At 19.7% G+C, this 13,395-nt stretch carries 15 protein-coding genes; 1 reads left to right on the top strand and 14 read right to left on the bottom strand.

Annotation, left to right across the window (positions count from 1 at the left end; translation table 11 throughout):
- The first annotated feature begins 112 nt into the window (after positions 1-112).
- Positions 113-625: a DJ-1/PfpI family protein gene (locus tag ATP_RS01300; protein WP_012504386.1), complete on the top strand. Its 513-nt coding sequence runs from the start codon at positions 113-115 to the stop codon at positions 623-625.
- Between the two features lie 49 nt (positions 626-674).
- Here ATP_RS01300 and ATP_RS02770 read toward each other — a convergent pair whose 3' ends face one another.
- From ATP_RS02770 to pth, 14 genes are all read right to left on the bottom strand, one after another.
- Positions 675-1,568: a phosphatidate cytidylyltransferase gene (locus ATP_RS02770; protein ID WP_012504385.1), complete on the bottom strand. Its 894-nt coding sequence runs from the start codon at positions 1,566-1,568 to the stop codon at positions 675-677.
- A 57-nt stretch (positions 1,569-1,625) separates the two neighbouring features.
- Positions 1,626-2,183, bottom strand: coding sequence for a ribosome-recycling factor (locus tag ATP_RS01290; RefSeq protein WP_012504384.1), 558 nt, complete (start codon positions 2,181-2,183; stop codon positions 1,626-1,628).
- A 2-nt stretch (positions 2,184-2,185) separates the two neighbouring features.
- Positions 2,186-2,911 carry a UMP kinase gene (gene pyrH, locus ATP_RS01285; RefSeq protein ID WP_012504383.1) on the bottom strand — a complete coding sequence of 242 codons (726 nt, stop codon included), beginning with the start codon at positions 2,909-2,911 and terminating at the stop codon, positions 2,186-2,188.
- Between the two features lie 91 nt (positions 2,912-3,002).
- Entirely contained in the window at positions 3,003-3,842 is an 840-nt protein-coding gene (gene tsf, locus ATP_RS01280; RefSeq protein WP_012504382.1) for a translation elongation factor Ts, read from the bottom strand.
- Positions 3,843-3,899: 57 nt separating this feature from the next.
- Positions 3,900-4,634: a 30S ribosomal protein S2 gene (gene rpsB / locus ATP_RS01275; RefSeq protein WP_012504381.1), complete on the bottom strand. Its 735-nt coding sequence runs from the start codon at positions 4,632-4,634 to the stop codon at positions 3,900-3,902.
- A gap of 180 nt (positions 4,635-4,814) precedes the next feature.
- Positions 4,815-5,282: a dUTP diphosphatase gene (gene dut / locus ATP_RS01270; protein ID WP_012504380.1), complete on the bottom strand. Its 468-nt coding sequence runs from the start codon at positions 5,280-5,282 to the stop codon at positions 4,815-4,817.
- Positions 5,283-5,394: 112 nt separating this feature from the next.
- A complete protein-coding gene (locus tag ATP_RS01265; RefSeq protein ID WP_012504379.1) occupies positions 5,395-6,036 on the bottom strand; it encodes a uracil-DNA glycosylase in 642 nt (213 codons plus the stop codon).
- A gap of 11 nt (positions 6,037-6,047) precedes the next feature.
- Entirely contained in the window at positions 6,048-6,662 is a 615-nt protein-coding gene (locus tag ATP_RS01260) for a S26 family signal peptidase (protein WP_041186070.1), read from the bottom strand.
- Between the two features lie 130 nt (positions 6,663-6,792).
- Complete coding sequence (locus ATP_RS01250; protein WP_173024101.1) at positions 6,793-8,796, bottom strand: heavy metal translocating P-type ATPase; 2,004 nt, start codon at positions 8,794-8,796, stop codon at positions 6,793-6,795.
- An 83-nt stretch (positions 8,797-8,879) separates the two neighbouring features.
- Positions 8,880-9,179 (bottom strand): SpoVG family protein, encoded by a 300-nt coding sequence (locus ATP_RS01245; protein WP_012504376.1) that lies wholly within the window; start codon positions 9,177-9,179, stop codon positions 8,880-8,882.
- Between the two features lie 109 nt (positions 9,180-9,288).
- Entirely contained in the window at positions 9,289-10,098 is an 810-nt protein-coding gene (rsmA, locus tag ATP_RS01240; RefSeq protein WP_012504375.1) for a 16S rRNA (adenine(1518)-N(6)/adenine(1519)-N(6))-dimethyltransferase RsmA, read from the bottom strand.
- 4 nt (positions 10,099-10,102) lie between these two features.
- Positions 10,103-11,350: an HD domain-containing protein gene (locus ATP_RS01235; protein ID WP_012504374.1), complete on the bottom strand. Its 1,248-nt coding sequence runs from the start codon at positions 11,348-11,350 to the stop codon at positions 10,103-10,105.
- Positions 11,351-11,451: 101 nt separating this feature from the next.
- Positions 11,452-12,030, bottom strand: a complete 579-nt coding sequence (pduL, locus tag ATP_RS01230) for a phosphate propanoyltransferase (RefSeq protein ID WP_012504373.1) — start codon at positions 12,028-12,030, stop codon at positions 11,452-11,454.
- A gap of 786 nt (positions 12,031-12,816) precedes the next feature.
- Positions 12,817-13,347, bottom strand: coding sequence for an aminoacyl-tRNA hydrolase (gene pth / locus ATP_RS01225; RefSeq protein WP_012504372.1), 531 nt, complete (start codon positions 13,345-13,347; stop codon positions 12,817-12,819).
- Positions 13,348-13,395: the final 48 nt, after the last annotated feature.

Raw genomic sequence — 13,395 nt, 5'->3', positions numbered from 1 at the left:
TTTTTAAAAAAATAATTTACATAACAATTATATATTTTTGTATAATTTAAAAAATAATGATAAAATTATATTAATTGTTATTTTAAAAATATTAATAAAAAGAGGAGAACTTATGAAAGGTTTATTAATTTTATATAATGGTTTTGAAGATTGTGAAGCTTTAGTTACGAGAGCTATTTTAAAAAAAAATGATTTCGATATTACAACTGTAACTAATAATAAAAATTTAAATGTTTTTTCTGCTACTAGATTAAATTTAAAAGCAGATTGCTATTTAGAAAATATAAATTATGATGATTATAACTTTTTAATTATTCCTGGTGGGCCTTATGTTAAATCAGTTATAAATAAAAATGATTATGCTTTAACTAAAATTTTAGACATTATCAATTACTTTAATAAAAATAATAAAATAATTGGAGCTATATGTGCTGCTCCAATATTTTTAGGTAAATTAGGTCTATTAAAAAAACATAAATTTTCTTGTTATCCTGGATGTGAAATATTAATAGAAGGTGAATATTGTCCTAATATTTCAACAGTAGTTAGTGATAATTTAATTACTTCTCGTTCTCCTGAAACTGTTTTTGATTTTGCTTTTACATTAATAAAAAAATTAAATTAATTACATAAACTAATCCAAAAAATATTATAATAAATATTTATATTATTTATTATAATATTTTTAGATTTATTATTAAATTTTGAAATTTAAAAATAAAATTTATAAATAAAGAAAGAAATAATACAGAATCAAAACGATCTAATAATCCACCATGACCAGGAAGTAATTTGCCAAAATCTTTAATATTATAATTTCTTTTAATTTTAGAATTTATTAAATCACCCGTTTGTACAATAATAGAATTAAAAAAAGTAACTATAATAAAAATAAATGGGTTCTGAATTGGAAAAAAATTAATATTCAAAAACCTGTTGATAGAATAATAAATTAAAAAAATAATAAAAGTAGATAATATGTTACCATATATATATCCTTCTAAAGTTTTATTAGGACTTATATTTGGAAATATTTTTTTTTTACCAAACAAAAAACCAGTTAAAAAAGAAAAACTATCTGTTAAAACAGTAATTAAAATAATATACCAAAAAAAAAGGGGATTTTTTAAAAAAATTGAAAAAAAACTCGATGTTCCAATACTAATATAAAATATGATAATAAAATTTATTTCTAAATCTTTTACTATAATGCTATCAAAAATAACAAAAAATATTAATAATATTAAAATTACAAATAAAACAAATATTGATAAATATTGTATTATTCCGTTTTCTAAGTTATTATTATTACCATCATCACTGGACCATTGTAATAAAGAAAATAAAAAAACAATTACACTTGATATTAAAATAAATATTTTATAATTAAATTTTATTTTTTTTTTTTGTTCAATCATATTAAACATTTCTTGACTAGCTAAAACAATAAAAAAAAATCCTAATAAAATTGATAAATCAAAACGATACTCTAAGAAATTTAATTGTAATATAAAAAATAAAAATAAAAATAAAAATAAAAATATTCCAGTAATTATTCTTTGTTTCACTATATAATTCCTTTTATAATTTAAGTTATAATTAAAATATTTTTTATTTTATATGCTTTAAATTTTTAATAATTCTTTTTTTTTATCATTAGTTTGTTTTTCTATTAATTCAATATATTTATCAGTTAAAATTTGATTTTTTTTTAAAAAAAGTAACTCTAAATCTTTTGTTAATATCATTGTTTTAATTTTATTATTGCCTTCACGACGAATATTTCTAATTACAACTTTAACATTTTCAGAAATTTTTTCCACTTGTTTAATTAATGATTTTCTTCTTTCTTCTGTTAATGGTGGAAAAATTAATTTAATAAGTGAATTATTAACTACTTCTGGATTTATTCCTAAATCTGAAGCTAAAATAGCTTTTTTAATTTGATCTGTTATTTTGATATCATATGGTTTTATGTTTAATTGGTTCCCTTCAACAACACTAATAGAACTTAATTGTTTTAAAGATATATTTTCACCATAATAGTTGATATTAATTTTATCTAAAACATTAGGATTAGATATATCTGTTCTAATACTAGATAATTCTTTTAACATTTCAATGCTTGATTTTTGCATTTTGTTTTCAACATTAGTTAAAATTTCATTCATTTGTTCTTGCATTTTTATTTATCCTTATTTTTAGAAGTAATAATGGTCCCAATTTTTTCTTTTAAAAAAGATTTTTTTATGTTACCTTTAGTGCTCATATTAAAAACCAAAATATCTATATTGTTTTCCCAACATAAAGAAACTGCTGTTAAATCCATTATATCTGATTTTTTTGAAATTAATTGCTCATGAGTTATTTTAGATAACAAAATAGCATCTTTAAATTTTCTAGGATCTTTATCATAAACACCTTCTACACCAAATTTAGCCATACAAAATACATCAGCTTTTAATTCAATCACTCTTAAAGAAGCAGCCGTATCTGTAGAAAAATATGGCGAACCTAACCCTGCACCTAAAATAACTACTCTACCTTTATCTAAATGACGCAAAGCTCTTCTTCTTATATAAGGCTCCGCTACTGTTGGTACAGAAAAAGCTGTCATTACTCTAGTTTGAATATTGATTTGTTCTAAAGCATCTTGTAAAATTAAAGAATTCATAATTGTACCTAACATACCTATATAATCGGCTTGAACTCTATCCATTCCAAATTTTTGTTGCCCATCAAAACCACGCCAAATATTACCTGCGCCAACTACAATAATTATTTCAGTTCCTAATTTTTTAATTTCTTTAATTTCCTCAACTATTTTACGTATTTCACCAACATCTATACCGTAATTTTCATTACCTTTTAATGCTTCACCACTCAATTTTAAAAGAATTCTTTTATACATAAAATAATATTTCCCTGTTCCAAAGATAAATTAATTTTATTAATATATAATAATTTTTAAAAAATATACATTTTTTTATTTTTTATATTTTTTAAATCCTTTCTCCTACTTCTAAACGCCAATAATTAATAATTTCAACTTCTTTTTCTTTAAGATAATCTCTTAATTTTTGCTCAGGATTTTTTACAAAAGATTGTTCTATTAAACAAATATTTTGAATAAATTTATTTAAACGACCTTCTATGATTTTTTCTTTTATATTAAATGTTTTTTCATTTCCTAATTCTTTATTTACTTGTGCTTCGATAATTGATTTTTCTTGATTTAATGTTTCTAAATCTACTTGTTCTTTATTTATAAACTTTGGTTTATTTGCTGCTATATGCATAGCTATATCTTCTGAAACATCTTTTTTACTATTTTTAGTAATTACTAAAACAGAAATAAAACCATTTTGATGTTTATACATTCCAAAATTTTCATCATCTTTTTTAATAACCTTAATAACTTTTCTCAAACAAATTTTTTCTTGAACTATAGCGGTTTTTTCTAATAATAAATCTTTAATTTTTTTATCTTCAAATTTTAAATTTAAAATTTCATCTATATTCATATTTGGTTTAGTTTCTTTTAATAAAATTTTTCCTAACAAATTTAATAAATCTAAAAAAATTTTATTTTTTGCAACAAAATCTGTTTCAGAATTTAATTCATATAAAACAGCTTCATTATTATCTATGATTACATTAGTTAAACCTTCACCCAATATTTTCCCAGTTATCTCGGATGCTTTTTTAATACCTTGTTTTCTTAAAAAAATAATAGCTTGATCAATATCACCTTTAGAATTAATTAATGCTTTTTGACAATCCATTATTCCTGCTTGTGTTTTATTTCTTAAAAATTTGATTTTTTCTACATCAAATTGCATTTTATTTTTTATCCTTTTTTTAAAATTAATTAATGAAAAAAATAATAATAAATTTAATTATTTTTGTATAACTTGATTGTTTTTTTCATCAACATTATTATTATTTATTTCTACTGTTGTTTCCTTCATTGCTTTAGCTATAATCGAAGTAATCAATTTTACTCCTCTAATAGCATCATCATTAGCCGGAATTATATAATCTACTAAATCTGGGTCACAATTAGTATCAACAATTCCAAAAATTTTAATTCCTAATTTAGCAGCTTCATAAACTGCAATAATTTCTTTTTGTGGATCCACAATAAAAATTGCTTGCGGTAATGTTTTCATATTTTTAATGCCACCCAAAAATTTTTCTAATTTTTCTCTTTTTTGCATTAATTTTGATACTTCTTTTTTAGGTAATTTTTTCCACAAACCATCTTTTTCTTGTTTGTATAATTGATGTAATAAATTAATTCTTTGCGTAATAGTTTTAAAATTAGTAAAAGTGCCACCTAACCATCTTTGAATCACATAATATTGTTGCGCGTCTTGTGCTTCTTCTTTTATTATATTTTTAATTTGTTTTTTTGTAGCTAAAAATAATATTTTACCACCAGTAGCAGCTATTTTTTGTAATTCTTGATAAGCTTTTTCAATTTTTTCTACTGTTTTTTTTAAATCAATGATATGAATACCATTTCTTGAAGTAAAAATATATTGTTTCATTTTGGGATTCCATTTTCTTGTAATATGTCCAAAATGTATTCCTGATTCTAATAATTGTTTAATTGTAACGACAGCAGCCATTTTTATAATCCCTCTTTTTTGTTTTTATCTTCTGAATAACTTAAAAATATCCACTTTTTTAATTTAAAAGCACTAGAATATTCAAACATTATTCATGTATTTTAATTTTATTTTTTTTCAATTACACATATCTAAAATTTTAACATATTTTTATATTTTTTTAAATTTAATTATAAAACATTAATAATTAGTACTGCCAAAACCACCTTTTCTTTTATTATTAGAAATTTTATTATTATCTATTTTTTCTGTCACTAAATAATATTTTTGAAAAATTCCTTGCGCAATTCTCTCGCCTTTATTAATTTTTATAGTTTCGTTTGTAAAATTATATAAACTAATAAAAATATGTCCTTCGTTTTCTTTATTATTATAATAATCATGATCAATAATTCCAACACCATTAGATAATATTAATTTTTTTTTAATAGGTACAGAAGATCTGATGCAAATAATTAAAAATTCTTCTGGTTCAAAATAAGCTTTAACTCCGGTAGGTACTAATTTAATTTCTTTTGGTTGAAAAATAATATCTTCAGCTGATTCTAAATCATAACCTGCGCTAAATTTAGTTTGTCGTTGAGGTATTTTAATATTATGATTTGTGTAATTACTAATAATTTCAAAATAACGTTGATTTTTTTTCATATTAATTCTCTTTTTATTTTTATTTTATTACTTAATTTTAAAATTTATTTTTTTATTATTTTTATGAAAAAAATATATTTAATAAAAAAAAATTTATATTAAAATATTTTAATTATGTTTTCCAATTAATAATTTTTATATTTCGAAAAGATAAAAAATTGTTGGTTTTAGAAAAAGGTTTAGAATTAAAAAATCCAAGATAAGATGACAAGGGAGAAGGATGAGAACTTTTTATAATATAATTTTTTTCTTTAATAATATATTTTTCATAATTTTGAGCAAATTTACCCCATAAAATATAAACAATATTTTGTCTTTGTTGTAAAAATTTAAAAATATTTTTAGTAAATATTTGCCAACCAATATTATTATGACTAAAAGATTTAAATCTTTCAACAGTCAAAATAGAATTTAACATTAACACTCCCTCTAGAGCCCATGATTTTAAATTATTTTTATTATTTATAATCCCTAGATCATTTTTTAATTCTTTAAAAATATTATTCAAACTAGGAGGGGTTTTATTATTTTTAACACTAAAAGATAAACCATGAGCCTGGTTATCCCCAGAATAAGGATCTTGTCCTAAAATAACTGCTTTTACTTTTTCATAAGGTGTTAATTCAAAAGCTAAAAAAATTTTTTGAAATTCGGGAAATATAATTTTCCCCTTTTTTATTTCTTTTTGTAAAAAATAAACCATACTTTTAAAGTATGGTTTATTTTTTTCTTTATTGATAATTTTAGACCACATTTTTTAAATTCCTATTTTTTTAACTTTTTAATGTAATATAAAAATTTTTTTACAATATCAGGAATATAAATTAATATAAATAAAATTAAAAATGTTAATATAAATAAATATTTTGGATTAAATTTAAAAATATATTTCCCAATAACTTGATCATAATCAATATCTTGATCAGATTGATTATAAGAATCATTAGCATCTCCTAAAGTCGTTATTTTCTTGTTTATTTTATCATTGTGAACAACTCTATGAATAATCATTTCAGCAGGTTTAATTTTATTTTGAAAAACTATAATATCTCCGTCATCATTATTTTTATCAAATTGTTCAATTTTTTGAGAGTTATTATCATTAGGAAAAGGAACAGGAACATGAGGCTTTGTAGATTTTTTTAAGTCTTCACAGTTATTTATTCTAAAAACAAACACTCCATCATGAGTGTTTATAGTTGGTTCCATACTACCGCTACTAACTATATATTTATTAAAAAAAAGATGTTTTACTGTTGTTTTAGGATCTATAAAATCATGAATCAATATGGACATCATATAAATTAATATGAATGAACACAATATTATTTTTATTTTTACTAAAAAAGAAAATATTTTTTTAAATTCTATTTTAATCATTTTTTTTAAATTAATCATCTTTCTATTATTATATTTTTTCTTTAATATTGTTATTACTTTTTTATTTTATAATATAGTTTTTATATTTTTTTATATTTTAAAAATATAATAATTTACATTGAATAATATTTTATATTAAAATATTTTTAATTTTTTTTAACATTCTTAATCCATTTAAAATTACTAAAATAGTACTTAATTCATGACAAAATACAACTATTATAGTGGTGAAATTTTTCGGCATCCATGTAATATAGGGGTAAAAATTTATAAAAATTAATAAACAAATTATTGTAATCGAAAATACAATATTTTGCCACAAAATTTTTTTTAATTTAATAGATATCTTATGTAAATAAATAATTTGTTTTAAATTATTTTGCATTAAAATAACATCAGAAACATCAATAGCAACATCAGTGCCTTCTTTTAATGTAATTCCAACATCAGAATTAACTAAAGCGGGAGTATCATTTACACCATCACCTACCATAGCTATCATTCCATATTTATTTTTTAATTTTATAATAATTTCTGATTTTTCATGTGGTAAAACATTATGAAATATTTTTTTTAGAAGAATTTTTTTTTTCAAAGATAAAGCTGTTTGGTAATTATCTCCGGTAATCATAAAGGTATTAATTTTTTGATCATTAAAATATTTAACAACTTCTTTTGCTTCTTCTCTTAATTTATCTAAAATAGTTATTAAAATAATTATTTCATTATCACAACTGAAACCAATAACTGTTTTTCCTTCAGATAAAAATTTTTTTGTTTTTAATGAAATATAATCAGTAACATTTGTAAATGTATCAATTTTAGCAACTTTATAAAATTTTTTTTTATAAAAAGCTTCGATACCAACACCAAGTAAGTTCTTAATTTCTATTTCTAAATTATTATCAATATTTTTATTTTTTTCTAAAAAATTTTTTATTGAAAAAGCAACTGGATGATTAGATTTTTTTTCCATAGCAAACAAAATATCTAAATATTTTTTTTTATCTTTTTCTAATATATTATTTTTAAATATAAAATTTTCTACTACGGGTTTTCCTTTAGTTAAAGTACCTGTTTTATCAAAAGCAATATTTTTTATATCAGAAAATATTTCTAATGTTCTCCCACCTTTTAATAATATTTTTTTATTAGCTAAATTGGAGATAGCTGATAATGTAGCAGGAATATCTGCAACTGCCAAAGCGCAAGGTGAAGCAACTGTTAAGAATATTATAGTTTTATAAAATAATTCATTAATATCTATTTTAGTTATTTTTCCTATTATTAAACCTATTATTAAAATTATAAAAACAATAATTAATATTAATTTCACATAAATGGGTTCTATTTTTTTAATAAAACTAGCTTTTTTAGAAATATTATTTTTATTTTGACTAACCAATTTAATTATTTTAGAAAAAATTGTTTCATCGCTATTAGATGTTATTTCCATAATAAATGAATTTGTTATATTGATAGTACTACAAAATATACTATCTCCTTCTTTTTTATCAATAGGTAAACTTTCGCCTGTAATATTTGCCTCATTAATAGTTGAATTACCCGAAAAAATAAACCCATCCGAAGGTATTTGATCTCCATTTAAAATTATTATATGATCACCAATTTTTAATTTTTTAACATCAATAATTTCTATATTGTTATTTTCTTTCAATAAACGAGCTTTAGTTGGTGCCATTTTTAAAAGATTTTTTATTTCTTTATGACTTTTAGATTCGGCATATTCTTCTAAAAAATTAGCTCCTGAAAAAATAATGATTAATATAATTGAATCGTTATAATTGCCTATAAAAATAAATCCCAAAGCACCTAATGACATCAAAATATGAATATTTGGAGTAAATTTTTTATTTTTAATTGTTTCATTAAAGGTTTCTATAAAACCTTCGTATAATATATGATAACCAATTAATATTAAAATGATAAATGTTACAATTATTTTAAAAATTCCTTCTGTTAATGGATAAGAATTATTCCAAGGAATTGTTAAAAGATCCAAATGAAAAAAAGGTAAAAATATAAATAAATAAATATTTATACCTAATAAAAATAAAATAAAAGGAGTTTTAAATATTTTATTTTTATTTTTTTTCAAAAAATCATGCGACAATTTGTTTAACACTCCTTTATATAAATTTTTAAAAGATAATTTTTATCAAAAATAATTTATTTTTATAAAAATTTTAGTTTATTTTAATTTAATTCTGTTTTTTCTTGATTGTCATTTGCCAAATCTTGTTTTTTTAAATCATAAGCTTTATAAATTTCTATTTCCATCATTTTTCTTGTTTCAGCATTCAAAGGATGAGCTATATTTTTAATAATTCCTTTAGCTGTTTTTTTACTAGGCATAGAAATGAACATACCTTTTTCATTTTCAATTATTCTAATATCACGTACCAAAAAAACATCATCAAATATAACGGAAGCAATTCCTTTTAATACACTTGCATCATCTTTTATTAATATAATTCTTACATTTGTTATTTGCATATAATTTTAAACTCTCCCATATTTATTATAAAAATCTAAAAATTTAAATATAAATTTTCTTAAAAAATTCTTAATATAATATATTTTAACATAATAACACAAAAACTAATTAATTTATGTTTTTTAAAAACATAAACCATAAATAACTAATTTCTTTGAAAAGTTCAATACTTATTTGTTCTGCTCTAATATGATATTGAATATTATTATTATCAAAAAAAATAATTATCTTTTTTTTATTAATTTTATAACCTTTTACTAAATTATTAATTAAAGTTTTTCTTTTTTGACTAAAAGAAATTTTAACAAAAATAAAAAAATTGTTTTTAAAATTTATTGTTAAATTTTTTTGATTTTTTTTATCAAATTTTAAAACTATACTATCTACTTTAGGCTTTGGTTTAAACATATTTTTTTTAACTTCTAAAATCTTTTTTATTTTTGTTAAAAATTGTATAATAACCGATAATGCATTATAATGCTTTGTATTCGGTTTTGCTAATAAACGTAAGCCAACTTCTTTTTGTAACATAATCGTAAAAGAATTTATTTGTTTTTCTTCTAAAAATTTAAAAATTAACGGAGTTGTAATATAATAAGGCAAATTACCAATTAAAGTTATTTTTTCTTCACCGAAGTAATTAAAAAAATCTTCTTTTAAATTTCTTTTTAAGAAATCATCATAAATAATTTTAAAATTATTACTTTTTTCAAAAATTAAAAATGGTTTTAATGTTTCATCAATTTCATAAGCTAAAAATTTTTTTGATTGTAAAATAATAAATTGTGTTAAAGCCCCTTTCCCGGGTCCTATTTCTACAACATTCTTATTTTTTAAATTAGCTTCATTAACTATTTTTTTTAATAAATTAATATCACTTAAAAAATTTTGACCATATTTTTTTTTACTATTATGCATATATTTAAAGTTTGTTATTTTCAATATCTTCTTGTTGTAAAGGACGATAAAAAAATTTAGAGTCCTTTCTAATGCCATATTTAATTATTTTACTAATCATATATGATTTTTTTTTTAAAGTTTGAATTTTATCTTCTAGATTATTTAAAATAAAAATTTGATCTCCAATATTTTTTTTTTTTTCATCATAAGCGTTATGATTTACATCATCAATTGCGGTATAATATTCATTATTTTTTTTATAATAAATTAAAATTTTTTGTATTTTTTTTTGATTATATTCATTATTGTCAAGAAAATGCCAAATTTTACGATTTAAAAAATCATTACATAAATTACTTAATATTTCATCTGAATTATTTTTTAAAGAAACAATTAAACCATTAATATAATAATCATCCATTTCCAAATATGAATTTAAATCATTTTTATTTTTTATAAAATATTTAATTATTGTAATATTTTCATTAATAGAAATATTTTTTTTTATTAAATATTGTATACGAATATAAATTTTTTCTAAAATTATTAAGTAAGATCTAATTTTAGGATGATGGTATACCTGCCAATACATATGATAACGATTTATTAAATAATTTTCTATAGCGTAAACACTACTTTCTTTAAAAACAATTTTATTGTTTTTGATAATCATACTACGCATTAAACGTTGTGTATCTACATGACCATAAATTGCTCCTGTAAAATAAGAATCTCTTTCTAAATAATCTAAACGATCAATATCAAGTTGACTAGTTAAAATTTGTTCTAATAAAGGAAATTTTTGCTCTTTTAATATAATAGAAGCAACTTCATATTTAAATTTAAAATCAATTTCTGAATCCAATAATTTACTAATTTCTTGATCATGAATAATAATTTGAGCACTTTTTTTTTCATGTTTTATATGAAAACATTTTTCAAAAATATGTGAATATGCTCCATGACCAATATCATGCATCAAAGAAGCCACCATTAACAATAGCTTTTCTCTTTCAGAAAAATGATTTTTTATATTTTTAAAATCTAAAAAACGTCTAGATAATTCATAAACTCCTAAACTATGAGTAAAACGAGAATGTTCCGCACTATGAAATACAATATTCGCGCAACCCAATTGTCTTATTCTACGTAATCTTTGAAAGGCTTTGGTGTCTATTAATTTTTCTAAAAAAACATAATCCAAATAAATATAACCGTAAATAGGATCTCTAAAAACTTCAGGTCTGTTAAATTGTTTTATTTGTTTCATTTTATTAATTTTAACCTTTAAATAATTTTATGAATATCATTTTATGATTTAAAATAAAATTGATAATAATAATTATTTTTTTATTTATATTTTAATAAAATTTATATAATTAATTCAACTATATCATTATTTTGTAATAAAAAAGCACACGCATCATCTGTATCCAAATGACATTCTAATATAAAATCTTTATCAACACGACATGTTATATTTTCTAATATACCAGGTTTTATACCATTTATTTTTATTTTAACTTTTTGTTTATCTTGAATTTGAAATTTTTCTGCATATTCTTTTGATAAATGAATATGTCTATCCGCTATGATTACTCCTTCTTCAATGTCTATTTGTCCTTTTGGCCCTATTAAAGTTGCAGATCCTGATTTTTTAATGTCTCCTGAATTTCTAACCGGAGCAACAAAACCAAATCTTAAAGCATCACTTTTACTAATTTCAACTTGATTCAAATTTCTAGTTGGACCTAAAACTCTTACTCCTGTTAATATTTGACCATTAGGACTTAAAATATTTATTTTATCTGTTGAAGCATATTGACCTAATTGTTTTAAATCTTTAAATTTTTTTAATTGATAATTTTTTTCTCCAAATAAAATATCTAAAGTATTTTGAGATAGATGAACGTGCCTTCCTGAAATTCCTACAGGTATTTGATAATTCATTAAAATAACATCTCCTTGTTTTTTTATTGATTTAAATTATAAAAATTTAATATAAAATAATATATTATTTTTTTATAATACAACAATATTAAAAAAAATTAAAAAACTTTTAATATGAAAATTTAAATTATTTTTTAAAAGTTTTAAAATGTTTTTTTTGTAAACATTTTCAAATACTATTATAACTTATATTTTATTTATTTTATTAAAATTAAATAAAATGATTATTTTTTAATTAAAAATTATATTTTTGTAAATATATTTTTTTATTTCTTTATTAATAATTTTAATTTATGAATATATAAAAATAGTACTTAAAATATTAAAGTCAAAAAAATAATAATAAAATAGCAATCATATTGTAGTAAAATTAATGAATTTTTTCGTATTCATTTTATTAAAAACTAAAATATAAAACCATCAACTGCTAATTTAAATATAATAAACATTTATTGTTATTAAAATTAATTATAATTATATATTAAATTACAAAATTTTAAAAACTAATCAGTAAAATTTAAAAACAATTTTTGGAAACTTTGAATTGTTAATAAAAAATTTAAAATTATTACTTTTTTTTTAAAAATGATAAATTTTAATAATTTATAAAATTTGTCAATAATAATAAATATGTTTTTTATTTTTGATTAAATCTATTCAATTATAATCTAACTAATATATAATAAAAAAATCTGAACTATTTATTTTTTTAATAAATAATTTAGATTTTTTTATATTAATTATTTAAATTTGATTAGAAAAATTAAAATTAAGTAACTTTTTATCCTAACAATCTTGAATAAAATTTTTAATAATATTTGAAATAATAGGAAATGATTTTTGTACCATTAATTTTTTTTTATCATCTATAGGAGTTAAAAGATAATCTTCTAAAGATATATTATGATCTTGACTAACTCCTATCTTTAATCTTTTAAATTTTTTTGTTTGTAAACAATCAATAATATTTCTTAATCCGTTATGGCCACCATGACCACCTTTTAATTTAAGTTTATAATTACCTTCAGGTAAATAAATATCATCAGATAAAACTAATAAATCATTTAAAATAATTTTATATTCATTTAAAATTTTTTTTACAGCATGACCGGATGAATTCATATAAGTTTGTGGTTTTACAAATAAAACTAAGTTTGAACCTACATTAGCTTTATATATATATGAATTATGTTTTTTTACAATTTTTTTATCTGTAATAATTGTATTCAATAAATAATCAATCATCATAAAACCTATATTATGTAAAGTAAATTGATAATTTTGACCTGGATTTCCTAAACCGACAATTAATTTCATATTTTTAACCTTCATTATAATAACTAATATATTTTAAAAATTAAAAAT

This window comes from Candidatus Phytoplasma mali (assembly GCF_000026205.1).
Classification (GTDB): Bacteria; Bacillota_I; Bacilli_A; order Acholeplasmatales; family Acholeplasmataceae; genus Phytoplasma; species Phytoplasma mali.
This window is presented reverse-complemented; position numbering and strand designations above follow the sequence as displayed.